This window comes from Olivibacter ginsenosidimutans, assembly GCF_039542865.1.
In the GTDB taxonomy this organism is placed as follows: Bacteria; Bacteroidota; Bacteroidia; order Sphingobacteriales; family Sphingobacteriaceae; genus Olivibacter; species Olivibacter ginsenosidimutans.
The window spans coordinates 1-23,394 of the sequence record NZ_BAABIQ010000025.1 but is presented as its reverse complement, the minus strand read 5'-3'; the positions used below and the strand labels follow the sequence as shown (position 1 = coordinate 23,394).

Genomic DNA, 23,394 nt, shown 5'->3' with positions numbered 1-23,394 from the left:
ATCTTTCAGACATGACCATGCTATTGACACTGGACAGAAAAACATCGTTCAAAAGAAAACAAACATGCTTTTTAAGCATGCTGCAAATTTAACCGGACACTAATGAATCTTTATATCGATTATGAAAATATCATTAAGAATATTGAAAATGAACAATATGAAAAACATAAAGCGAAAATTGACGCTTATGTAGATCAACATGTTCCTGCTTCGTTAAAGTATATTATTTACCTAAATGACAAAGGTTCAGAGTTGTTAGCCGCGTATATTTTTGAAAGAATAAAGAACTTTTCCAAAAACAATATTAATCTCATAAGTCAATCAGATCTTACGAAAAAAGATATCAATAATGAGGAAGTCGGTTCGATATTGATTGTGGGCTCTTGTATATCGAATGGAAAAAATTTACTGTATTTGAGTAGGTTCTTCCGAAATTACGATGGTATGCGACTTATTTATTTTGTTGGAATCAACAGAATAAGTAATGTCGATAAACAAAAGGAGCTGAAAAGTAATATTAAATATGGTCTGTATGGTGCGGAAAACAGCTCGTTTATTGAAATTGAAACCATTAATTGCGACAACTCAAATACTGAAACTCCTTGGGAAAAAGAAATAGAGCATTTAAAAGAAATCCAAGAGAGCTTGGATGAACCATCTTCATTTATAAGAAAGAGAATAGACTTGATAAACAATTTTTCCGGTTCAGAAACGAAAGGTGGAACAGAAGAGATCTTTTATAATGATTTACAAGGTAATCCGTTGAAAATACGCAAGAATTCGGCGTTTTTCAACGATAATAACTATTTTGACAATATCTCCCAATCAGACGTTTATTTTACTATTGCGTGTGTATTGAATGCTATGCGAAATAGTGAAGATGGGCTTCGACAGAGTAATTTCGTAAAAAACTTGCTGGATCCTTTTGTGTTTAATCGTTTTAATGATGGTATTATCCAAGCTGCAATTCTACGATCTGCAAAATCTGAGGAATTAAACTATTCTTATAGTCGACAAAATTCAGAAAATATGTTAATGCTTTTGAAAACATTTGTTAAGCATCATTCGGAATATCAAGGAGAAGCGTTATTGGAGTTTTTACATGCACTTGCTATTGGAAAATTACGTTTATTAAAAGAACATTATCCTCCACTAATTGAAAGTTTAGATTCCATTGTTAATGAATACGTTTCTATATTAAAAAATAAAATTGACGAGATTTATAAGTCAATCATTTAATAGGCCAATGGCTCCTTTAATCCAAGTTAAAGGAGCCATTGGAAGACGGAATATTATAGCAGAGTTATCGTTTTAACTTTCTAATTCTAGTCGAATCCTGAGGTTCTTTACCTTGATTAGCTGACAAATCGTATTGAGATGAAATGTCTTTAAGTTGGTTCAATCGCCTTAAATCTTCTAAAAAAGAGTTCGAGTTCTGTACCAGTGGGTTCACTTCAAAATTCAATATCCTAACGGGTTTCAGACGATACCTGAAAAAGAATTTAAATAAGAAAAGGCGCTTTTAACAGCGCCTTTTGTGATCTTATAAAACATTCTCGGTAATCCCGTTGGGATTAAAAATCGTACTTTTAACCCTCTATAGCACTATATTTCATTAAATCTGATCAAATAGGTAACCGAAAAGGTAACCGAATCATTTGAAATAGTTTGAGCGATTTTAAAAGAACTATTTGCTAATTAAAATTACAAAAAAAAATTCCAAATTGGAACTTTTTATCATATATCCTTTTACATTCTATCAAACTATAGAATGCCATCAACCTACGCTTTTAGGCATCAGTTGATTTGCAATAGCTAATATTTAACCTTACTGACAGCGTCAGACAAGTTTAAACTAATCGTACAATTTTACACTCTCTTTAACTAGAGTATAAAATACTAAAATTTTTTAACCATTCTTGGATTACTCCACTTGAACAAACATCTCTTTGAAATTAATAACAATTGATTTAAACCCTTGGAGAAGATCGAGACCCAAGTTTCCATAGTAATTTTCGCTTTCACCAACTGGCGTCGTTCTAACGTTGATTTCGGGCAATGTGACCTTGCGACCAGCAACATCGATTTTAAATTTTTTAAGCTTATATGCAGCTGAGGTGGTAATGTTGCCACCTACACCAGCTGATTTCAAGTCATAAGGCGTTCCTTCATTAATAATCATTCTTCTATACAACACCGAAGATGGGGTGCCTGTGTCAAAGCGAAATGGAAGCATATCTTGCTCCACTCTGAAGTTAACAATTGGCATAGGCCCGTCTAAAGCTAGGTTGTGCTGATAGTTTTTCACAGGATCGTTATCAAATTCAACGGTTCCACTTTGGCGGATAGTAATTTGTCCAAGTTGAGCAATGACGGGCTGACCGATAATTCCCTGTTGGTGGTAATCTTTCTGTTTAAAAGACAACATATCATCGGGCAGTAATAGAAATACAGCATTGGTGATCAATATTTCTCCTAAATACAGGGTATCGGCAACGGCGAGTGACGACTGTGTTATTTGCCCGGATATCCCACTGGCCACATCAATATTCACCGGTCGGATCTTCATATGCAGTTTCCGAGCACTGCTTTCTGAAATCACGGATATATTTGCACCGGTATCAAATATCAAATTACAGGTATCCTGCTCACATGAGATCGGAAGCTGGATAAGGCCGATTTTATCTTTTTGAAAAGAAACGGTAGCCGGGTAGTTGATAGAAATCTGCTGGGCCGGAACGCTGGCAATCGCTTCCCATAACATCTTCGTTCCTTCTAAATCTTCCCTTACTGCGCTATCCTGTGAAGCCGGATAGGAGTCGAACAAACGCTCATAACAATCTACTGCTTGCTGATATTGGTACAACTTAATATAGTTATCCGCCTTAAGATGGAGTAGAGTTCGTTGAACAGAATCCGGCGCAGAAATGAAACGTTTGTTGAATTGATCAATCTTTTCATTGGAAGCCTCACAACGATTGAAAGCGTTATCAATCACTGCCTGGTAGAACAATTTTTTGTCCGGAGGCAAACTGGATTTGACCTTATCAAACTGAGTGTTCAGTTCAAAAAAATCTCGTTTCTGAAACAATTGCTCAAGATGCTTTTGTATTGGTACATTCATTGGACGCACATCCTGAGCATATGCCACTATAACGCAAAATATTGTGCATGCGGTAAGGCATTGTTTGAATGCGAAGACCATAATCATTACAACCTTTATACATGGTATATGAATAGGTTAAAGGTATAAAATATTTTAGCACTATTCCTTATTGTCAGATTAAATCGCAACTAGCTCAACTAAAATTTTAGAAGGAATGTGATAATCTCTTATAGTTTACACTTTACTAAGACCTGAAGTTACAAATATCTACAAACTTTTATTTCGATACCCAAGTCAATCAGACTTTTTAATTTGTTATTCTATTTTTCGCAAAACTCTTATAGGGGAAGAAGAAACAATTTCTGAACATTCAATGCCCGGCCAATCCATTACTGCAGTTTTTAAATCGTACCTCCAATAGAAAAGCAGGGCCGACCAGACTGAGTTTCGAACGCAGAAGGCTTCTTGAGCAAGTTAGTGACTAAGAAATTACATCTTTTCTATTCTTAGACCAAGTCTGCTTCCTTATGTGTAAAAATTGAGACTATCTGTCTGGATTTTGATATTATTTGGTCGAATCCAGATAAGTTATTTGTTAATTTTACAGATTCATTAAATGACAATTTATAAACGATAATCGAACGAACGCATGAAGATTGAAGCACTTGTTTTTTTGTCCTATTCGCCCTTGATTGGCATTTTCCACGCGCAGGAAAGAAAAACACTTGCTTATTCGCTGATTATTATATACAACATCAATAAACCTGATCCAAGGCGACAATATAGAGGCCTTTTTGAACAGATACAGTATAAATTTTAATCATCTCCTATTAATCTTTAAGTTCCATATCCAAAGACTAATGAATCATAGTAGCCTTTCCACAAAGCCACATTACCCCATATTAGATGGATTACGTGGTGTCGCAGCCATTATTGTTGTAACCTTTCATCTGACCGAACCATTAGGAACTGGACATCTGGATATCCTGGTCAACCACGGCTATCTGGCTGTTGACTTTTTCTTTTTGCTGTCCGGCTTTGTGATTGGTTATGCTTATGACGACCGTTGGCATAAAATGACCATCGGTACATTCTTTAAGCGCCGGATCGAACGGCTTCAACCGATGGTAATATTGGGGATGACTCTTGGGGCAATCGGATTTTATTTTACAGATTCAACGATTTGGCCACTTATCCATACCGTTCCCTTGTGGAAAATGTTGTTGGTGATGTTTATCGGTTATACCGTTCTGCCTGTTCCCTTGTCAATGGATATACGGGGTTGGGAAGAGATGCATCCACTAAATAGCGTAGGCTGGTCTTTGTTTTTTGAATACATTGCCAATATCTTGTACGCCATCGGTATCAGAAAATTCTCAAAAACGGCGCTTGGTTTTTTGGTATTGATTGCGGCCATAGCGCTCGCTCATTTGGCTATCACCAATGGGGATGTCAGCGGCGGTTGGACATTAAATGCAGAACAAGTACGCGTGGGTATTATCCGGACGATGTATCCATTCTTTGCTGGTCTGCTGCTTTCACGGATAGCTAGACCCACCCGCATTAAGCATGCCTTTTTATGGTGCAGTCTATTGGTCACCCTCGTCTTATATATGCCACGTATAGGAGGTGCTGAGCACGTTTGGATGAATGGAATCTATGAATCTGTATGTATAATTATTGTTTTTCCGCTCATTGTTTATTTGGGCGCTAGCGGCGTAGTGCATACCCAAACGGAACATAGAATATGCAAATTCTTAGGTGATATCATAATTTAGCTGCTTACTTATAATAAGTAACTAAAATAACTCTGAATATATGAATTGGGAAAATGATATCACCAAAGCACTGAATATAGCGTATCCTATTATACAGGCGCCTATGTTTGGAGTATCTACTACTGAAATGGTCGTTGCGACATCTCAGGTTGGAGCCTTAGGAACCTTAGCATTGGGTGATATTCCAGCAGAGAAATGTGTAGAGGCAATCCAAATCACCAGAAAACTTACCAAAAATCCATTCGCTGTTAATATTTTTGTTCACCGTGTGCCGGAAATGACGATCGAACTTAAATCAGCATATCTGGAGGCAAAGGTATTTATTGAAAATCTTGCAGCTAGGCATCAGATTAATGTTTCCCTAACAGATTTAGAGGATATAACGTTAACAGATTACCACGATCAAATCGATGCTATTATTGCTGAAAACTGCAAAATTGTAAGCTTTACTTTCGGAAACTTAGATCAACAATGTATCGATAAGCTAAAAGCAAACGGTACGACACTTATAGGAACTGCAACTTCTGTAGAAGAAGCAAAGATATTGGAAAATTCAGGTATCCATATTATTTGTGTACAGGGTTTTGAAGCAGGAGGCCACCGCGGAAGTTTTACAGATCAGAAGATACCCAAGATTGGCGGTTTGGCCCTTTTGTCACAGGTATACGACAGTGTGAAAACCCCTCTTATTTATGCCGGTGGTATTTACAATGCAAGAACCTTGTTGGCCGCAAAAATGTTAGGGGCGCAAGGCTTTCAGATTGGAAGTTTACTGTTGGGCTCCGCTGAAAGCGGATTACAGGAGTTTGAAAAGCAGAAATTAAGAAATGCTTCAGAACATGATATTGTATTGACTAAAAGTTTTTCGGGACGATATGCGCGAGGTTTGAAAAACATTTTCACGGAAGCTTTGGATAATTCTGGCCATATTTTGCCATATCCTTATCAGAATAAGCTCACAACGGCACTGAGAAAAGTCGCTAAAATAACTAATAATGCAGAGTTCGTGAGTATTTGGCTTGGACAATCAATTAATAAATACCATGGAGCATCTACAACTGAGATTATTGGCTCGCTGATTAAAGCTGTAGAGAACACCATTGACTAATAGTATTCCAGCACAAAGACTAATTTGTTTTCTTTGACAACGCTTATCTATCGGTAGTGAACTTTTTGTTTACAAACGATTTAAAGAAAATGTAGGGGAGTTAGGATAGAAATATTAAATTTGATCTACAAGTATGCGTACTAGAAACCAGTAAATAGCCTGATGAAAACGATTTTAATTCCAATTGATTTCTCTTCTGCAACGCAGCATGTGTTGAACTATGTTGCTTACGCCAGTAAAGATGTTGAAATTATGCGAATAATTCTTCTCATAAGCACTTATACATCCATTTACCAACAAATTATCTTTTCTGCTGAATATATGTGTTTAAATGAACATAATGTGGAAACGGAGCGAAAAGGAATTGTTAGCCATCTGGAAGATCTAAGTCATAAATTTTCTGAAAGAGTTAATATAACTACAAAAGTTGAAAAAGCAATAACGGAACTACCATTAATTAATGCTATAAACCGTTTGATTGCACAAGAAGACCCCGATTTATTAATATTGAACAGTGACCAATCTGATGTGAAGAGTGGATATATTGGTAAAAATGTCATTGCCATCGTTAAGGCAAGTACAGTTCCTACCTTGGTAATTCCATCCAACGCACATTATCAGACGTTTCAGACAGCCTTAGTGCCTATCGACTTTCAGGAACTAGATAGATTGACTGTTTTCCGTCAACCTTTAGCTGTGACATCCCATATCAGCCCCTTTTTAAAGGTACTTGACATAACGGGAAGAGGTGATTTTCAGCGAGAAAAACAAAACTTGTCTAGGTTACTTACAGGCTTTTCTTTTGAGGCTTATCAAACAGAAAATTCTGACATTCTTGAAGGAATTATGGGTTTTATTAGACAGCATGATCTACAATTAATCATCGCGCTTCCTGGTAAATATAATTTTTTCAAACGTTTAACCCACAAAAGTATTACCCAAACAATAGCACTGAAGTCTGATCTTCCGGTATTGATCCTCAAGCAACCTTAATGCGAATGGTTACTATTTTTCATCATTAAAAAACAGTTGCAAAATTAAGGAGTTGATTTATAGTCGATAAAAGAAATATACGAATTTTTTTAGATTGAAATTTGGCCAAAATGGGCAAAAAGCATACCTTTGCACCCATTAACGATTTAATAGAGAAATAAAATTTCGAATTTTGAAAGTTAACAACATACGATGTTAACGTTATAATAGGATTCCGTAGCTCAGCTGGTAGAGCAATACACTTTTAATGTATGGGTCCTGGGTTCGAATCCCAGCGGGATCACAAAAGGCGCTAGAAATAGCGCCTTTTTGCATTAAACGAGTCTGTTTTCTGCGATTTTTACAAAAAAGCGATTCATTTAATATCATTCTATAGCATACCATTCGGTGACCTATTCGGTGACCTATTTTAAATGGTAAATTTAGGTCACCGAATTAGACGGGTTTGATGAGGCGATTTGGTCAAAAAGGACTCTCAAATAGTTATTTGTTAACCTTTTAATGTGGGATGATGAAAATCAAACAAAACATGGAGCTTCTGCTGTGGATACGCAGAAGTCACGCAAAGAATGATGTAGCACCTTTGTACATCCGAGTTACCATTAGTGGTATTTCACTTCCCTTTTTTTTGAATTACGCTGTTGTGCCATTTCCGAATATCTCGTTAAGGTTCTGGGGTTCTTTTCGTTTCGTGCTGTTTAATTGATGCCTTAACGTGGATGAGGTCCTATAAGCCTCTTTGCGCGTACGCTGTAGTTCCCCGATAGGCTCGTTTTCTTTAAAACACCTGAACGGTGTAAAAGATAAATGTTCCATGACCTCGAAATTTTCCGTTCCCGATACGTCCTGCCTCGGAATGTACAGCCGCGCAACGTTACGGTAGGGCGAAAGTTCTTCCGCCCATTCTTTGGTCAGGTCATTCACCGGCATCTGCTTCAGGTCTGTGCAAAGCTGTACCTGGATGTCAAAAGCATAATCATGCTCTTTGATTTCCGCAATAAGCGCAGGCCCGAACACCTGGTCGGCGGCATCCACATCAAGGGTACGCCGGTTTACCTTTTGCGCATAGGCATGTACGGGCGCGGCTCGTAACTTGGCTATATAGTCACCATGCCGTACTGCGCCCATTGAGTAAAAGGTGTGCAGTAATGTATTTTCCGGTTTGATCTTCTGGAAAGAGGAGAAGGCGCGGAATTCTTTCCAGGACTGCTTATTCGGAAAGAAAGTCCCTATCCCTGTCAGCCAGTGGTACATAAATTTAAGCCTTCCCAAAGTACCTTTAGCAAAATAATCGTTGACCTTTAAAAACAGCTTGTCAATGTAGCGGTAGTGGTCGGCTGAGTTACAAAAGAATACCGGCCAATTGATCATATTATAGTCGAAATTGCCGCACTCCGCCTCATCTTCAAGGGTACAGCTTCCGCCTACGCCAAGAACCTTTATGGCAATTCCCATAGCTTTGCCACTATTCTTATCTGAAGTTACCCTTGCCGAACCGTTTGAAAAACGTACGACAGCCTCGTACTTGCCCGGCCAGGCATAGAGCCCCTGCGCCAGTTCGGCGGGTAAGTTCCCTAATACTTCAAACTGCGCTTTCAGGGCAGCATACCCTTTAGCGTGGGCATCCCTGGTGGCGTAAGAGGTTTTACTTTTCTCTGAAGACTGGTGAATATATTTCTTTATATCCTCGGTGATCACTTTTTCTTTTTGGTCAAAGCCAGGTTTGATGTTCTCGACTTCAGGTCGGTATTTTACATAGGATATTGTTGCCATAGGTTTCAAAATTAAAGTTCGCTGATCCATTTCAGTGCGCTAAGGCCCGGCAGGAAACAATACTCGCCGCCCTGCATGATGTTAAAGGTTTCTATCGCATTGTACCTGCGCCTGATGTCGCCCGGAACTGTAAATACACCTTTTCCCTGGTTAAGCCCTATGATGGGATCCTTTTCATCGCCATGGTTAATAAAATTCCCTTCATTGGCCCACTGTGATTGCAGGAATTCGACCGTGTCCATTGCCTTGGCACTGATGGCGATGAAGTAAAGCCCGCGCTCTTTGCCGTCGTCGGTTGTGATGCCTTTCTCCGGTTCCCCTCCATAAGAAACGCTTTTCCGGATGATCCGGTGCAGGTTGACATCGGAGATAACAGCCTGTTTGGTATCCCTTGGGTTCATCCTGCGCATGTGGCAGGAAAGAGGAACGGTCTTTCCGTTCTGGTCATCCTTGTAGGAAAAATGGTTGTTCCGTTCCGCGTCGGCGCCAAGTTTTGCATCGTCTTTACGGGGAGCCAGTGTCAGGGGTGCCCCGCTGCGCCAGCGGCCAAACATTTTGGCAGCCAGGTATTCCTGCTCGTCTTCTGTCTGCGCGTGCTTTTGCAAAAAACGGTTGAACTCATGTACCTTGCTATGGTATTTACGAAAGACCAGGAAGGAGCCGTTTTTACCGAGTATGTCCGGCTGGGGGTAATAACCTACAGTGCCCGCTTCGCCGGGGTAGCCCAGGATGAATTCACCCGCCTTGATCGGCCTGCCGTAACCCGGTACCTCATCCACGCCGCTTCCTTCAATTTCAGGGTTGCTGATACCGTCACGGAACCCAAATACATTCTTTACTTCTTCTGTGGCTGCAAAATCTGCTTTGAGCAGTACCTTTACGCCACTTATTTTTTTCAGTTCTTCTTCGGCCTCCCTGAGTTTGGCCTCCCACTTTTCGCGGGTATCGGCAATGATGTTGATGGCGATATGTACCTGCCCGGTACCAAAAGGCTTTTGCCAATGCTTCGGCGCATTTTCATCGACATCGTGCAGCTTAGCCGCCCTTGCCGCCATGCCCTCCCGGAAACTCTCCGGGAAACTTTTCAGCGATTCTTCCGGCAGGTTTAATGCTTTCAACCCCTCGAAGGTAAACGCAACAGTTGCTGTGGCCTCTTCTGCCTTGTGCCAGTTCTTAGCCGAAGTGACCAGCGGGATCAGTTTTTTGATCAGTTCCTTTCCGGCGCGGGGCTCGTCAATATGCAGCAACACGTTGGTCCCGAAATAGGGAACCGGCCGGCTCCGCAGGATGAGTGCCTGTATATCGTCAAGTTCCAGGCTGACTTTTGAAGGGTTGAATATTCTTTGAAATAGGTTGCTCATGGATTTTACAGGTAAATAGGAAATGAAGTTTTATTAATGCTGGCTGCTGTCCTGGGCCTCATCAAGTGTTTTGTACAGGCCTTTTACGATCTTTTCATTACGCAGGACGTCATTTACCGTCAGGTTCGGATAGGCGACGAACCAGGCATCTGCTGTAAGCTGGTGGTCCAGTATATACTGTTTAACCGAGGGGTCTTTAATGCCCGGCCATCCTTCTACGCTCTCGAAGATCAGGTCCATAAGCTCCGGTATCTTGGTAGCAAAATCCTCAATATACACATCCCAGTCGCCGTCAAATGTGGTACAGAACAGTAGCCTGGTATCGTTATCAATGAACACGAAACGCATATCATGCAGCGTTCCCACCAGGATGGCCCCGCCAAAATCGCCCTTGATCAGCTCGATGATCTTGCGCAGGCGGTCGGCCCCACCGGGTTTTAGGGGCGCAATGGCCGTAAGCTCAGATACCTTGCCCGAACGCAATCCTTTTTTCCCGGCTGATTCGACAATATGGGACGGGCCGTCCACACTGTATTTTCGCTTGGCTAAAAGCAGTTCTACTTTCAGCTTCAAATCTTCGATAGTTTCTTTAATGATTGACATAAGCAATAAAATTAATCGTTATCTTTATTCTTAATTACACTTTGATGTAAAAATAGTTTACTTAAATTGTAAAAAAGTTAAAATATTTATAAACTCCTTAACCAAATTCACTAATGATGTTCACAGATGTTAAAAATGCGGTGAAGCCTTTTGATGGTATAAGCGATACACTGAAATACTTTGGAGTGGAGCACAGCCAGGCGTTTTATGTATCCTCCGGACAAAAATTACATCAATATCCCCATCAGCCTTTTCGTACAGATTACTATTCCTTTTGCATTTGTACAAATGGTAGAATTAATAATCAGATTCAAAGAAGCAGCGGTTAAATCAAATCTTGTGTTAGATCTTTTCGATGTTTTTAGCGGAAAGGTTATTGGATTAGACATTACTAATAGAGTTGTTTTTTTCATGTACGCTAGGGACAACTATCCACAGTTCGAGTTCTGTACCAACGGGTTCACAAACAAAAGCAACTCTAAAAGGGTTGCTTTTGTTATTTCAGCTGGATCGAGAACTCAAGGATTCGATTCGTAGAAGGCTTAGGATTAATCTATCTGATCAAAAAACTCTAACTTATCTTAAACAAGCATCATTAATGTCAAAAAATCAATATTCTTTAAATTTAAGGTCTAAATCGATCAAAACATTAAAAATAATTCGCTTTTAAGGTAGACCATGTATTCACCAGCATAGCGTTCCTTGGAATGAACTTCCAGAACTTCCTATTGATCATGAAATATACCAGACAATATCTAATATACGAACAGTTAGGAAAAACCAAAGCAGCATTAGGTCGATTGCAAGACGCAGTATTGTCATACCCAATTAAGGCTTACTTATAGATTTTATTAGTTTACAGGAGGCGAAAGTATCTACAAGAGAGACAATAGCAATCAGAGTGCCTTATGCTTTTTGCCCCACGTTTCGAGTTCTTTGATAACCGGTTTCAATTCATATCCAATCGGTGTTAGCTCGTATTCTACTCGTGGTGGAACTTCTGCATAAACCGTTCGTTTAACAATTTTATTTTCTTCCAACTTTCGCAGTTGTAATATGAGCATCCGCTCCGTTATTGTGGGTAAGCATTTTTTCAATTCACCAAACCTTAATTTTCCGTTTATCAGAGCGTAACATATAGGCAAAGACCATTGCCCACCGATAACGTTGCAAGCATATACTTCTAAGCATTCTTTAGATAATACCTGTTTGTTAGCAAAGTTTGTTGATGTTTCTTTTATTTTTGACATTACTTACATTTTTTATAGTACCATACAATCAGTTGCTAATGTACGAAATTGAAGTAGACAGGGTTATTTTTGTATCAATAATTATAGTTGATACGATATATGAAAACATTAATAATAGTTGTTCATCCTAATATAGAGCGTTCACTAATTAATAAACGGTGGATTGAAGAACTTCGTAAATATCCCGAAAAATTTAAACTTCATCAGTTGTACAAGGTTTATCCTGATGAAAAAATTGATGTATCGGCAGAACAAGAGCTGATAGAACAATATGACAAAATTGTATTTCAATTTCCGTTATATTGGTTTAGTTCTCCACCACTATTAAAAAAGTGGTTTGATGAGGTTTTAACTTACGGCTGGGCTTTCGGGAGTAAAAGTGGGTTCAAAGTTGGCAATAAGAAAATTGGATTGGCTATTTCAGCAGGTGTTCAAGAGGAAGGATATTCATCGCAAGGCTTGTACAAATATACCTTAAAGGAGCTAACGGCACCATTTGAATTAACATTTAACTACATAAGGGCTGATTATCGCCCCTTGTTTGCTTATTATGGAATAGATGAGACTAATAATACAAAAGAACATATTGAGAAAAGCGTAGCACCTTATATTGATTTTTTAACAAATCTGTAGTCGTTACGATTTTTTATCCAACTGTTTTTCGTTTATTTCTTCTTATGTTTTTACCCCAGCTTTCATGGGTTTTATCATTTTTCGAGCTATTGGCCTCTTTTGATTATGTCGTTACACTGGTTTGGTTCGGAATAACGTTCAACATATTTATGTAAATTTGTGTGCTATAAAAGAGTTTAGGGAAACGTTATGACAGAAAATGCGCTATCTCGGAGCACTCCAGAAAAGAATTGTTTATAGCAATATGTACGATGCGGAGCATAGGTACTTTGATTTTTTAGAAACCTACCCCAATATCGCTTCTAAAGTGCCTCAATATTTAATAGCTTCGTATTTAGGTGTGTCTGCAGAATTTATTAGTCGGATACGGAAAAAAAATAAACCATCTTGAACTACATCAATTTTTCTTAAGTTAATATTCAGAAATTTTGCTTCATAAAATATATGAAGCAAATGAAAAAAGTATTGATCATTAACGCAAGTGTAAGAAAAGAAAGATCTTATAGCCGAAAACTATCACAACTCTTTATTGAAAACTGGACGTTAAAACATCCACAAGATGTATTTACGTATCGGGAGGTCGGTACTGATAGCATTCCCGGTATTGACGAATCTTGGATTGCAGGGGCCTTTATAAAACCTGCCGAAAGAACTGAAGCAAACCAGGTAGCGTTAAAACTAAGTAATGAGTTGGTAAAAGAGCTGAAAGAAAACGATATCTATGTTGTGGCAACACCGATGTACAATTGGTCAATTCCCAGCGGATTAAAAGCTTACATAGATCAAATTATGCGGATAAACGAAACATGGAGATTCAGGTCTGGTATCCCCGATGGTGATTATGTCGGTTTACTGGAAAACAAAAGGCTGTTTATTCTTTCAAGCAGGGGCGATAGGGGATATGGAGAAAATGAGAAAAACGAACATATGAATTTTCAGACCACCTATTTGAAATTTATTTTTGGCAATATGGGCGTAAAAGACGTTAGCGTTTTTTCGTTAGATAATGAAGAATTTGGAGGAGAGATATTTGAAAACGCTAAAAGAGAAATCTTCAAAGCCATAAGTGCAATCAACTAAAACTACTGTGAAAGGGCTGGTAAATAGCGCTTAAATAATCTATAATATGCGTTGTTGTATCGCTTCTTTGATAAGTTCAGCAACATTTCTAACGGCAAATTTTTGAAGCAGATTCCTACGATGTGTTTCGATGGTAAGCGGACTTAAACACAGCTCATCTGCCATTATCGTAGTGGTTTTCCCTTCAGCTATTAAACCCAAAATCTGCTTTTCCCGTTTAGTTAATAAAGGGGTACCCCTCAACTCATTGAGTGAGGGTTTTGCTATAACTTCTTTTACCTCTTTACTAAAGGTAATTTCTCCATTATGCAACTCATAAATAGATTTAACCAACTTCTCGGCAGAAACATTTTTTAATAAGTAACCACTGGCTCCGTTTTGCAGCATCTGCATAATAAAACTACGTTCGGCATGATTGCTAAGTGCTAATACACGTACTTGGGGAAATAACATTTTAATCTCCTTACAAAGCTCCATACCATTTATCCCTGGTAACATAACATCTAATAAAACGACATCAACTGTGGTTGTTTGCAAAAAATGGATAACGTCCATACCATTGGTAAAGCTACCTTCAATCTGTATTTGCGGGTAGGGAACGAGTAGATTTTTTAGCCCTTGAATAACAATTTGATGATCATCTACAATTGCAAGTTTAATAAGGTCTATATTTTCTGACATGCCATCTACTGTGTTAGTAACCATTTAAAAAAGCATTTAGCAATTATCGCACCACGATAGGCCAACATTCAAAATTCATCTTTATTTTGCGCAGCATTTTCTATAAGTTTGCACCATGATAACAGATGCAGCATTGGACTTAGAAGACAGCGGGGAAGAACAAGACTTGTTTGAGCATTTACGTATTGTTGTTGACAAAGGACAAGCGCTCTTGCGTATTGATAAGTTTTTAATGCATCGAGTAGAACATGCATCGAGAAATCGGGTACAGCACGCCATTGCGGCCAATAATGTATTGGTTAATGCCAAGGTGATCAAGGCAAGCTATAAAGTTAAACCGAATGATATCATAACCGTCGTATTACCCCATCCACCTAGAGATACGGAGGTTTATCCAGAGGATATCCCTTTAAATATTCTCTATGAAGATGACGACCTGTTGATTGTCAACAAAGCGGCAGGCATGGTTGTACATCCAGGATACAATAATTACACCGGCACATTAGTAAATGCACTGGTATTTCATTTTAACCAACTTCCACAATTACCTGGTAATGACGGCAGACCGGGATTGGTACACCGCATCGATAAAGATACTAGTGGCCTGCTGGTTATCGCTAAAAATGAATGGACCATTACGCAACTAGCTAAACAATTTTTTGACCATAGCATTCATCGTAAATATATCGCACTGGTTTGGGGAGATATTAGTAGCAATGGTACTGTGACCGGTTATATCGGAAGAAGTGCAAAAGATCGACGGGTAATGTCCGTTTATGATCAGGAGGAGAAAGGAAAATGGTCGGTTACCCACTACACGGTATTAGAACGCTTGGGTTATGTTACCTTAATTGAATGTCAATTAGAAACAGGGCGCACGCATCAAATCAGAGCCCATTTGCAACACATTGGCCACCCTCTTTTTAATGATGCGCTCTATGGTGGCGATAAGATATTGAAAGGAACGGTTTTTAGTAAATATAAACATTTTGTTGATAACTGTTTTTCCATTCTTCAACGGCAGGCCCTTCATGCAAAAAGTTTAGGTTTTATTCATCCAAGAGACAAAAAATATATTCATTTTGAGGTCGAGCTACCGGAAGATTTTTCCCTATGTCTCGACAAATGGCGGTCTTATGTACAGTATGAACGCTCGAAATAATTTTTCAAGGAACTATTTCACTTTTTTTCCCGTTTAAGATTCATGAACGATAAATATATAAATAATAACGGTAGTTTGGTGCTGGAAAACCAGCCTATTGTAACAAGTCATAACAGAAGTTTACGCTATGGTGATGGCCTTTTTGAAACCATGCGTTGGATGGATAACGATATCCGTTTTTTATCCTACCATGTAGAAAGGCTACAGCGAAGCATGCAGGTATTGTATTTAGATGGAGCCCAAAAGTTTGATGCCTATTTTATTCGCGAAAAAGCGGCCGAATTAGTTAAAAAGAACCGATTGGGTAATGATGCAAGAATCCGATTAAGTGTGTATAGAGCGGGGGGTGGTTTGTACAGTCCTGAAACCAATAAGGCGCATTATCTATTAGAGGCAACCGATTTGGCTCAGGACGGGTATCATTTAAACAAGACGGGTGTCATTATTGACGTCTATAAAAAGCATAGGAAGGCCGTTAATGGTCTATCACATTTAAAAAGTAATAATGCCTTAATTTATGTATTAGCTGGCATAGAACGTAAGCGTTTGGGTTGCGATGATATGCTCATCTTAAATCAAGATGGTTTTCTCTGTGAATCACTAAGTGCTAATATCTTTGTTTGGTACGATCATAAACTATATACGCCTGCTTTGAGTGAAGGATGCATTGAAGGCGTTATGCGTAGGGTAGTTATTGAAATGGCTGGCGAAATAGGAATAGAAGTTGTAGAAGCGCAAATCAGTCCAGAAATCTTGCATGAAACCGATGAGTTATTTTTAACGAATGCCATTCACGGAATTCATTGGGTAATGGGATATCAGAAAAAACGCTACTTTAACCATTTATCAAAAAAACTGCAAGATAAATTGAAAAAGTGGCAATTAGCGTCCGAATTAGGTGAAGAATAGGGTAGGGCTATATTATAGCCTTACTCCTCTCAAAAATTCTTCTACATGCATTCGTTTCTTGCCTTCTAATTGTAGTTCAAGAACATCAATGGCACCATCCACTACTGCAAATCTTAAATAATGCTTGCTATCAGTCTGTATGGTGCCTGGAATCTCATGCTGCTTCTCCCTTATAGGTCGGCATTTAAAAATTTTAAGCGATTTTCCTTGGAATTCGGTAAATGCAGTAGGGGAAGGACTTAATCCTCTAATGAAATTGTACACTTGATACACTGGTTGGTTCCAGTCGATCTTACAATCTTCTTTAAAAATCTTTGGTGCGTGCTTCAATTGGTTCGCATCTACTGTTGTCTGCGGTAATTGTTGATAACGATTGTTTTTGATGGCTTGAACTGTCTTTACGACTAATTTTGCACCGATTTCCATCAACTTATCGTGTAAGTCGCCCGCCGTATCATGAGCGCCTACAGCCACCTTTTCACTAAATAATATATTGCCTGTATCAATCTGGTGCTGAAGCATAAAAGTAGTTACTCCACTTTCCTGCTCTCCATTAATAACGGCATGATTAATCGGTGCTGCACCTCTGTATTGGGGTAATAAGGACGCATGTAAATTAATCGTTCCCTTTGGTGGCATATTCCAAACAACCTCTGGCAACATTCGGAAGGCTACTACTACCTGCAGATCTGCTTGAAAGCTTTTCAATTCTTCCAAAAACAACGGATCTTTTAATTTATTTGGTTGTAAAACGGGAATATGTTGTTCTTTAGCAAATTTCTTTACTGCAGACTCTTGCAGTTTCTGTCCCCTTCCTGCTGGTTTATCCGCGACCGTAACTACGGCAACTACGTTTTCTCCAGCTTGAAGTAAAGCTTCTAATGAAGCTACCGCAAATTCTGGAGTTCCCATAAATATAATGCGCATTATTCTTCGTTAAATTTTTTTGAACACTTCAAATCTTTACCTTTGCTAAGGTACAAAATATAATTTTCAGACTTGAATTTTCCATTTTACTTAGCACAGCGAATCTCTACAGGAGGGACGAAAAAATATTCTAAATTAATGGTTAACGCAGCCGTTACTGGTGTTGTACTGGGCTTGGCCGTCATGATTTTGTCGATCGCGATTTTAAAAGGTTTTAAAGCAAGTATCATTGAAAAGGAACGCGGGTTTAACGGTGATATCACAATCTATAAACATAATCTGAATAATGCTTACGAAAGTTCACCATTTCAGTTAACAGCAGATAGCCTAAAAAAACTTCGTCAGCTCCCTCATATCAAGCAGGTGAGTGCATTTGCCACCAAACCAGGTATTATTAATGCTAATGATGAAATAGAGGGGGTTGTGCTAAAAGGCATAGATAGTACATACAATCAACACGCTTTAGCCGATATCTTATTATCTGGACATACCCTTTCTTTTGCTGATACTATTCCGGCACAACAACAAATCTTGATTTCGAGTTACACCGCAAATAGGCTTCATCTTAAATTGGGTGACGATTTTTTAATGTATTTTGTACAAGAGCCTTTACGCAAGCGGAAATTTAAGATCGTTGGCATTTTTAATCTCGGTGTAGAAGAAATTGATAAAACCTATGTCATTGGTGATATATCGCTCATCAGAAGATTAAACAATTGGAATGATCAACAAGTAGGGGGGTATGAAGTTAGTACAACAAATTTTGATCAGCTGGAATCTATCAATCAACAAATCCTAGACTTTCTTCCCATACAACTACTTGCGGTAACTGTTGCTGACCAATTTCCTGAAATTTTTGAATGGCTTGCCTTATTAGACATTAACTCTCAGATTATTTTGATTTTAATGGTTGTCGTGGCCATGATTAATATGATTTCAGCATTGCTTATCTTAATTTTGGAGCGAACAAATATGATTGGAATTTTAAAGGCCCTAGGGTTAACTAATGTAGCCATACGGAAGGTTTTTCTATATCAGGCAGCTCGTCTTATTGGAATAGGTCTCTTACTTGGAAACTTTTTAGGACTTGGTTTATGTGTATTACAGTATTATACCCATTTTTTTAAATTAGACGAAAGTGCTTATTATATATCCTATGTTCCTATTCAAATTAACGTCACAGATGTTCTTTTATTAAACCTGGGCACCGGATTAATATGTTTAATAGCTTTATTAATTCCCTCGGGTTTGGTCAGTACGATTACGCCCATTAAGGCGATCCGTTTTAAATAGTACCCATTTAAATAGCATCGACTCGAAATATGCCTTTATCAGTCGAGTCCTTTCGCCTCATTCCAATACACGTTCATTTCATTCAAGGTCATATCTTGTAGCTGTTGTCCATTCTCCTTTGCCCGTTGCTCTAGGTGATTGAAGCGATGAATAAATTTTTTATTCGTTTTCTCTAAAGCATTCTCCGGATTAATACCTAAAAACCGAGCATAGTTAATGAGTGAAAATAATAGGTCGCCAAACTCTTCTTCTGCCTGTGCTATATCAGTAAGTTTGTCCTCAGCGATATCGAAGGCTTCCTTAAACTCCTGTAATTCTTCTTCTACTTTTTCCCAAACCTGCGTCTTTTCTTCCCAGTCAAAGCCAACGCCTCTCGCTTTATCCTGAATGCGATGGGCTTTAACCAAAGCCGGTAGACTTTTAGGCACACCTGCCAGCACAGACTTATTGCCTTCTTTTAATTTTAACTGTTCCCAATTTCGTTTAACGTCTTCTTCATTGGCCACTTCCACTGCTCCATAAATATGTGGATGTCTGTTAATCAACTTGTCACAAATGCTATTTAGAACCTCAACTATTGTGAATTCTTGCTGCTCTTCTGCAATGCGGGCATAAAAAACCAAATGCATCATGATGTCCCCTAGTTCTTTTTTAATTTCCATTACATCACCTTCTAAAATAGCATCGGCTAATTCATAAGTCTCTTCAATCGTCAAGTGTCGTAAACTTTCCATGGTTTGTTTCTTATCCCATGGACATGCTATACGGAGGGTATTCAGGACTTCTAACAGTCGTTCGAAAGCCTTAGCGGGCGTGTGTTGTGCTACAGGTGCGGTATGAGGCATTTTTGTTCAATATATTAAATAATCTTTGTCTTATTCGCTAGCCATTGTTGTTCTTCTTCATTTAAATGGGGAGACAAACGTTCATAAACCATATAGTGGTATTGGTTTAACCAATCGATATGCTTTTGATCCAATAAAGTCTTATCGATCAGGTCTGTTGCAATATAACATAAGGTTAATGTTTCAAAACTCATAAATGGTCCGAATTCCGTCTCTTGATCACGTACACTTAATACCAAATTCTCTATCCGGATACCATATCTGCCTTCGCGATATAATCCGGGTTCGATCGAGGTTATCATTCCTTCTTCTATCGCAACATCGATATTAGCACTATTAAAAACCTGTGGTCCTTCATGAACGTTGAGAAAAAAACCAACACCGTGCCCTGTACCATGCCCATAATTTCTGAACCGTTCCCATAAGGGTCTTCTGGTAATCGCATCAATTTGATATCCTTTTGTGCCTGCTGGATAAATCGTTGTGCTGCCTTCTATCATCGCCTTGAGTACTAGGGTATAATCAACTTTTTCAGCATCCGACAAATTTCCTAGTGATATCACGCGTGTGATATCGGTAGTACCAGTTACGTATTGTCCACCTGAATCAATCAATAGCAATCCGGAAGCTTCCAGCTTAGCGTTACTCTGCTCTGTTGCTTTATAATGAGGCAAAGCTCCATGCGCTTGATAACCAGCAATCGTATCAAAACTTTCATTGACAAAGCCTTCTTGTTGTTGCCTAAATTCCAATAGTTTGTCGGTAATGCTACACTCATATAATGCTGTCTTACCCAATTGTTCTTCTAACCATTTAAAAAATCGAGTAAGTGCTACGCCGTCTTTGATCATGGTTTGGCGTGTATATTCTGCTTCGACTCCGTTTTTAATGGCTTTTAATTGGGTGCTCGGATTGACTATCTCCATAATTCGTTCGTACTGTGGAATTTCAGCGTATAGCGCATAACAGGTACGCTTAGGATCTAAAGCCAACTTTTTGCCTGTAGGTAACTGTTTTAGATCATCATATATTTGATCATAGTTGGCTAAATAAACCCCTTGTCTACGCAAAAGTTCTTGATCTTCAAGAGATAATTTACGTTGGTCAATGTACAATGTGGTTCGATCTGGCGTTAATAGAGCAAAGCTCAATACCACGGGATTACATTTAACATCGCTTCCCCTCATATTAAAAATCCATGCGATATCGTCAAGAGAGGAGACCAGATGATAGTCCGCATTCATGTTATCCAGCTGTCGACGAATTTCGATCAATTTATCAGCGGTATCCTTTCCAGTAACGCTTTTATCCAATAAGTACGCTTTTTCGGTAGGAAGTAGGGGCCTATCTTCCCAAATGGCTTCTACTAAATCTACTGTTCCATCAATGGTCACTTTAAAGGGTTGTAATTGATTGACTAATTGATTAGCAATACTCACCGATACTAATTTACCATCAAAGGCAACTTTGTCTTCTGATTTTAACGTTTCAGCTAACCAGCCAATATATTCGGGAACACCTTGATTTTTTAATTTAACTAATTCAAAACCAGTATCGGCAAGCTGTTCATTGGCTTGAACAAAATAACGGGAATCCGTCCATAGGCCTGCGAAATTATGCGTAATTACTAGTGTTCCTGCTGAACCTGTAAATCCGGAAACGAAAGCAATGCACTTAAACCGATCGGGTAAATATTCGCTAATGTGTGGATCTGAAGAAGGAATTACATAAGCAGCTATCTGTTGCTCTTGCATATATTTCCTAAGAGCGGTTAATTTCTCTGAATACGTCATCATAGATTGTTGCTGTGATTTTTTGCAAGTTACTAATAGCCGTATGATTCCATGGCATTTTTTTGTAAAAATGTTTATTCCATCTATCTAAACAATAAATGAAAACCTTGTTTTACTTCTTTTGTTTATTAAGCAGTAAATTAACACTATTCGATAATGAACACACAACGTACATTAATTTTTGCTATAGCAGTGATCCTGTTAACTTCTTGCGCAGCAAAGAAAAATAATCAAGCCTCAACAGACTGTCCACCAAAACCCTGCACGATGGAATTTAGAACAGTTGGGGTAATTTTCAAAGATACCAGTGGCGACACATTGCAAGTAAAAGATTTCTCTGTCACCTTAAAATCAACACATAAAAAACTAACTAGTGCTGCTGAGAAAAATAATATTTCCAGAAATCCTTACTATCTAGTGGCAAGTGATGCTGATAAAAGTGATTTGAGTGAAGTTGGTGATACCTTACTTATTCGTGCCAAACACCCTACTTCTGGTGCCATCAAAACAAGTGAAATGGTTATTTCCGGTGGTCGCTGTGAATGCCATATTGCCAAGGTATCAGGCACGGAAACGATAACATTTGATTAAAAGCCTGAATTCTAGACAACCCAGCGTTCACACTGGCGTAGAAAATGCTCGTCTACTGCCGCTCCGATACCGGGATTATCTCCTATATGGATGTCATAACCATCGAAGATTACACCGCCAATAACCGGATCTTCCAGATGGCCAATCATGCAGGTGTCTAGATCGTAATATTGGATACCCTCACAGGCATAAGCCAGATGTACATTCGCGGTTAAGGCCAATCGGCTCTCCAGCATACCTCCAACCATGCAGGGAACTCCAGCTTGATCAGCTACCTGATGAAGCTGGAGTGCTTTTCGTATACCTCCCGATTTTGCCAATTTGATGTTGATGGCATAGCAAGCCCCTTGGGCAATAAGCCGTTCAGCGTCTTTATGGTTATAGCAGCTTTCATCCGCCATAATCGGAATAGCAACTTCCTGCCTCAATTGTGGCAAAAAATAATCGTCCTCCGTTCGCATGGGCTGCTCACAAAATTGTATATTCCATGCTGCAATTCCCTTTAACACCTCCACGGCAGTCGCGTAAGTCCATCCCTGATTTGCATCGATCCGAATGGGTATATCGTATCCAATAAGATCCCGTATTTTTTTTATCCGTTGAATATCCTCTTGAGGCCTCTTACCAAGCTTCACTTTTAAAATGGAAGCGCCGTTTTCTTTAAAGGCAAGGGCTTTTTCAGCCATAGCTTCGGCATGATCTATTCCGACGGTGATATCAGTGGTAATGGGTTTTACATTCCCGTTCAGATAATTGTAAAGCGGTTTGTTTTCATGTTTTGCTGCTAAATCGTACAAAGCCATATCAAAAGCACTCTTTACCGTGGTATTCCTCGCGATGTAGTTATCCAGCTCTTTTAAGCGGGAATGAATGGCTAATGCATCTTTTCCTTTCCATAAACGAGCAAACTCTCGTGCTAATAGGAGGCAAGTATCCTGTGTTTCTCCAACAATCATGGGAAAAGCTGAACATTCGCCATAACCAACAAGTCCTTCGTCTGTATGTATTTTGACCAAGGTGTTCTGCGCATAATCCATCGTTCCCGTTGCAATAACAAAGGGTTCCATGCGGATGCTGAACCGGTATATTTCCGTATGTGTAATAAACATAGTCGATATATCTACGCATGAAAAATAGTCATTTTTTCTTGTTTTGGAGAATGTTGTGTATAATCATGCACAACATCCATTTTTTGACACTATCTTCGCACAAGATTAGCACGACCTTAGCTATAGGTAAATACTTTTTTAACACTACAGATAACTTAAAGAGGACACGTTTTAACGTTTGATATAATTTTACGATTAACTAAAAATTAATTTTCGATGTACATGTTTGTTCGATTTTTGGAAGGTTTATTTAGTTAAAAATTTTAGGGTTTTAGCATGGCTGATTTTACCCTTATTTTGAATCAGTGTTGTCCGGTTAAATTTCGAAGCGGCAAAAAAAGGTTATTTGTTTTCTATTGCACGATGTTTTTCTGTTTAATGCCGATAGCATGGTCATGT

Annotated in this window: 22 protein-coding genes and 1 tRNA gene; 13 read left to right on the top strand and 10 right to left on the bottom strand. The window is 38.8% G+C overall.

From position 1 onward, the window contains the following. The first annotated feature begins 102 nt into the window (after positions 1 to 102). Complete coding sequence (locus ABD930_RS09200; protein WP_345231415.1) at positions 103 to 1,239, top strand: hypothetical protein; 1,137 nt, start codon at positions 103 to 105, stop codon at positions 1,237 to 1,239. Positions 1,240 to 1,924: 685 nt separating this feature from the next. Here ABD930_RS09200 and ABD930_RS09195 read toward each other — a convergent pair. Then, complete coding sequence (locus tag ABD930_RS09195; protein WP_345231414.1) at positions 1,925 to 3,151, bottom strand: aspartyl protease family protein; 1,227 nt, start codon at positions 3,149 to 3,151, stop codon at positions 1,925 to 1,927. Between the two features lie 604 nt (positions 3,152 to 3,755). Here ABD930_RS09195 and ABD930_RS09190 point away from each other — a divergent pair. The 5 genes from ABD930_RS09190 (at position 3,756) to ABD930_RS09170 (ending at position 7,268) form a co-directional block, all read left to right on the top strand. After that, entirely contained in the window at positions 3,756 to 3,926 is a 171-nt protein-coding gene (locus tag ABD930_RS09190; protein ID WP_345231413.1) for a hypothetical protein, read from the top strand. Positions 3,927 to 3,966: 40 nt separating this feature from the next. Beyond that, positions 3,967 to 4,884, top strand: coding sequence for an acyltransferase family protein (locus ABD930_RS09185; protein ID WP_345231412.1), 918 nt, complete (start codon positions 3,967 to 3,969; stop codon positions 4,882 to 4,884). A 40-nt stretch (positions 4,885 to 4,924) separates the two neighbouring features. Then, complete coding sequence (locus ABD930_RS09180; protein WP_345231411.1) at positions 4,925 to 5,992, top strand: NAD(P)H-dependent flavin oxidoreductase; 1,068 nt, start codon at positions 4,925 to 4,927, stop codon at positions 5,990 to 5,992. A 162-nt stretch (positions 5,993 to 6,154) separates the two neighbouring features. Further along, positions 6,155 to 6,985: a universal stress protein gene (locus ABD930_RS09175; RefSeq protein WP_345231410.1), complete on the top strand. Its 831-nt coding sequence runs from the start codon at positions 6,155 to 6,157 to the stop codon at positions 6,983 to 6,985. 210 nt (positions 6,986 to 7,195) lie between these two features. Then, positions 7,196 to 7,268, top strand: a tRNA-Lys gene (locus tag ABD930_RS09170). Positions 7,269 to 7,618: 350 nt separating this feature from the next. Here ABD930_RS09170 and ABD930_RS09165 read toward each other — a convergent pair. The 3 genes from ABD930_RS09165 to ABD930_RS09155 are packed head-to-tail and all read right to left on the bottom strand — an operon-like array spanning position 7,619 to position 10,722. Continuing rightward, on the bottom strand, positions 7,619 to 8,758 hold the full coding sequence (locus tag ABD930_RS09165; RefSeq protein ID WP_345231409.1) for a catalase family protein: 1,140 nt from the start codon (positions 8,756 to 8,758) through the stop codon (positions 7,619 to 7,621). Positions 8,759 to 8,769: 11 nt separating this feature from the next. Then, the gene (locus ABD930_RS09160; RefSeq protein ID WP_345231408.1) at positions 8,770 to 10,119 is read right to left on the bottom strand and encodes a Dyp-type peroxidase; all 1,350 of its coding nucleotides are present in this window, start codon (positions 10,117 to 10,119) and stop codon (positions 8,770 to 8,772) included. Between the two features lie 33 nt (positions 10,120 to 10,152). Then, positions 10,153 to 10,722: a hypothetical protein gene (locus ABD930_RS09155; protein WP_345231407.1), complete on the bottom strand. Its 570-nt coding sequence runs from the start codon at positions 10,720 to 10,722 to the stop codon at positions 10,153 to 10,155. A gap of 113 nt (positions 10,723 to 10,835) precedes the next feature. Between ABD930_RS09155 and ABD930_RS09150 the strand changes: the two genes are divergently transcribed. Then, complete coding sequence (locus ABD930_RS09150; protein ID WP_345231406.1) at positions 10,836 to 11,051, top strand: hypothetical protein; 216 nt, start codon at positions 10,836 to 10,838, stop codon at positions 11,049 to 11,051. Between the two features lie 567 nt (positions 11,052 to 11,618). Here ABD930_RS09150 and ABD930_RS09145 read toward each other — a convergent pair. Continuing rightward, positions 11,619 to 11,972 (bottom strand): winged helix-turn-helix transcriptional regulator, encoded by a 354-nt coding sequence (locus tag ABD930_RS09145; protein WP_345231405.1) that lies wholly within the window; start codon positions 11,970 to 11,972, stop codon positions 11,619 to 11,621. Between the two features lie 99 nt (positions 11,973 to 12,071). On the opposite strand from ABD930_RS09145, the gene ABD930_RS09140 reads away from it, so the two are divergent. Beyond that, the gene (locus ABD930_RS09140; protein ID WP_345231404.1) at positions 12,072 to 12,605 is read left to right on the top strand and encodes an NAD(P)H-dependent oxidoreductase; all 534 of its coding nucleotides are present in this window, start codon (positions 12,072 to 12,074) and stop codon (positions 12,603 to 12,605) included. A gap of 444 nt (positions 12,606 to 13,049) precedes the next feature. Continuing rightward, entirely contained in the window at positions 13,050 to 13,685 is a 636-nt protein-coding gene (locus tag ABD930_RS09135) for an FMN-dependent NADH-azoreductase (RefSeq protein WP_345231403.1), read from the top strand. A 39-nt stretch (positions 13,686 to 13,724) separates the two neighbouring features. On the opposite strand, the gene ABD930_RS09130 is transcribed toward ABD930_RS09135, so the two are convergent. After that, positions 13,725 to 14,390 carry a response regulator gene (locus ABD930_RS09130; protein WP_345231402.1) on the bottom strand — a complete coding sequence of 222 codons (666 nt, stop codon included), beginning with the start codon at positions 14,388 to 14,390 and terminating at the stop codon, positions 13,725 to 13,727. Positions 14,391 to 14,481: 91 nt separating this feature from the next. On the opposite strand from ABD930_RS09130, the gene ABD930_RS09125 reads away from it, so the two are divergent. Next, positions 14,482 to 15,528: an RluA family pseudouridine synthase gene (locus ABD930_RS09125; RefSeq protein WP_345231401.1), complete on the top strand. Its 1,047-nt coding sequence runs from the start codon at positions 14,482 to 14,484 to the stop codon at positions 15,526 to 15,528. Between the two features lie 42 nt (positions 15,529 to 15,570). After that, entirely contained in the window at positions 15,571 to 16,437 is an 867-nt protein-coding gene (locus tag ABD930_RS09120; RefSeq protein ID WP_345231400.1) for an aminotransferase class IV, read from the top strand. 12 nt (positions 16,438 to 16,449) lie between these two features. On the opposite strand, the gene fmt is transcribed toward ABD930_RS09120, so the two are convergent. After that, positions 16,450 to 17,364 (bottom strand): methionyl-tRNA formyltransferase, encoded by a 915-nt coding sequence (fmt, locus tag ABD930_RS09115; protein ID WP_345231399.1) that lies wholly within the window; start codon positions 17,362 to 17,364, stop codon positions 16,450 to 16,452. A gap of 72 nt (positions 17,365 to 17,436) precedes the next feature. On the opposite strand from fmt, the gene ABD930_RS09110 reads away from it, so the two are divergent. Next, positions 17,437 to 18,657, top strand: coding sequence for an ABC transporter permease (locus ABD930_RS09110; RefSeq protein ID WP_345231398.1), 1,221 nt, complete (start codon positions 17,437 to 17,439; stop codon positions 18,655 to 18,657). Between the two features lie 38 nt (positions 18,658 to 18,695). On the opposite strand, the gene mazG is transcribed toward ABD930_RS09110, so the two are convergent. Both mazG and ABD930_RS09100 read right to left on the bottom strand, forming a co-directional pair. Further along, positions 18,696 to 19,502, bottom strand: a complete 807-nt coding sequence (mazG, locus tag ABD930_RS09105) for a nucleoside triphosphate pyrophosphohydrolase (RefSeq protein ID WP_345231397.1) — start codon at positions 19,500 to 19,502, stop codon at positions 18,696 to 18,698. A gap of 14 nt (positions 19,503 to 19,516) precedes the next feature. Beyond that, entirely contained in the window at positions 19,517 to 21,298 is a 1,782-nt protein-coding gene (locus ABD930_RS09100; protein ID WP_345231396.1) for an aminopeptidase P family protein, read from the bottom strand. Between the two features lie 153 nt (positions 21,299 to 21,451). Here ABD930_RS09100 and ABD930_RS09095 point away from each other — a divergent pair, with 153 nt between their 5' ends. Next, complete coding sequence (locus ABD930_RS09095; protein WP_345231395.1) at positions 21,452 to 21,886, top strand: hypothetical protein; 435 nt, start codon at positions 21,452 to 21,454, stop codon at positions 21,884 to 21,886. A gap of 11 nt (positions 21,887 to 21,897) precedes the next feature. Here the strand turns inward: ABD930_RS09095 and ABD930_RS09090 are convergent, their stop codons facing one another. After that, a complete protein-coding gene (locus ABD930_RS09090; protein ID WP_345231394.1) occupies positions 21,898 to 22,995 on the bottom strand; it encodes a mandelate racemase/muconate lactonizing enzyme family protein in 1,098 nt (365 codons plus the stop codon). Positions 22,996 to 23,394 lie beyond the last annotated feature (399 nt).

What these genes read in the sequence shown, in the direction of transcription:
- ABD930_RS09165 (WP_345231409.1), bottom strand. Translation starts at nt 8,758, where the DNA reads ATGGCAACAATATCCTATGTAAAATACCGACCTGAAGTCGAGAACATC.
- ABD930_RS09135 (WP_345231403.1), top strand. Translation starts at nt 13,050, where the DNA reads ATGAAGCAAATGAAAAAAGTATTGATCATTAACGCAAGTGTAAGAAAA.
- ABD930_RS09125 (WP_345231401.1), top strand. Translation starts at nt 14,482, where the DNA reads ATGATAACAGATGCAGCATTGGACTTAGAAGACAGCGGGGAAGAACAA.
- ABD930_RS09150 (WP_345231406.1), top strand. Translation starts at nt 10,836, where the DNA reads ATGATGTTCACAGATGTTAAAAATGCGGTGAAGCCTTTTGATGGTATA.
- ABD930_RS09120 (WP_345231400.1), top strand. Translation starts at nt 15,571, where the DNA reads ATGAACGATAAATATATAAATAATAACGGTAGTTTGGTGCTGGAAAAC.
- ABD930_RS09160 (WP_345231408.1), bottom strand. Translation starts at nt 10,119, where the DNA reads ATGAGCAACCTATTTCAAAGAATATTCAACCCTTCAAAAGTCAGCCTG.
- ABD930_RS09190 (WP_345231413.1), top strand. Translation starts at nt 3,756, where the DNA reads ATGAAGATTGAAGCACTTGTTTTTTTGTCCTATTCGCCCTTGATTGGC.
- ABD930_RS09130 (WP_345231402.1), bottom strand. Translation starts at nt 14,390, where the DNA reads ATGGTTACTAACACAGTAGATGGCATGTCAGAAAATATAGACCTTATT.
- ABD930_RS09175 (WP_345231410.1), top strand. Translation starts at nt 6,155, where the DNA reads ATGAAAACGATTTTAATTCCAATTGATTTCTCTTCTGCAACGCAGCAT.
- ABD930_RS09095 (WP_345231395.1), top strand. Translation starts at nt 21,452, where the DNA reads ATGAACACACAACGTACATTAATTTTTGCTATAGCAGTGATCCTGTTA.
- ABD930_RS09185 (WP_345231412.1), top strand. Translation starts at nt 3,967, where the DNA reads ATGAATCATAGTAGCCTTTCCACAAAGCCACATTACCCCATATTAGAT.
- ABD930_RS09140 (WP_345231404.1), top strand. Translation starts at nt 12,072, where the DNA reads ATGAAAACATTAATAATAGTTGTTCATCCTAATATAGAGCGTTCACTA.
- ABD930_RS09200 (WP_345231415.1), top strand. Translation starts at nt 103, where the DNA reads ATGAATCTTTATATCGATTATGAAAATATCATTAAGAATATTGAAAAT.
- fmt (WP_345231399.1), bottom strand. Translation starts at nt 17,364, where the DNA reads ATGCGCATTATATTTATGGGAACTCCAGAATTTGCGGTAGCTTCATTA.
- mazG (WP_345231397.1), bottom strand. Translation starts at nt 19,502, where the DNA reads ATGCCTCATACCGCACCTGTAGCACAACACACGCCCGCTAAGGCTTTC.
- ABD930_RS09100 (WP_345231396.1), bottom strand. Translation starts at nt 21,298, where the DNA reads ATGATGACGTATTCAGAGAAATTAACCGCTCTTAGGAAATATATGCAA.
- ABD930_RS09090 (WP_345231394.1), bottom strand. Translation starts at nt 22,995, where the DNA reads ATGTTTATTACACATACGGAAATATACCGGTTCAGCATCCGCATGGAA.
- ABD930_RS09155 (WP_345231407.1), bottom strand. Translation starts at nt 10,722, where the DNA reads ATGTCAATCATTAAAGAAACTATCGAAGATTTGAAGCTGAAAGTAGAA.
- ABD930_RS09180 (WP_345231411.1), top strand. Translation starts at nt 4,925, where the DNA reads ATGAATTGGGAAAATGATATCACCAAAGCACTGAATATAGCGTATCCT.
- ABD930_RS09145 (WP_345231405.1), bottom strand. Translation starts at nt 11,972, where the DNA reads ATGTCAAAAATAAAAGAAACATCAACAAACTTTGCTAACAAACAGGTA.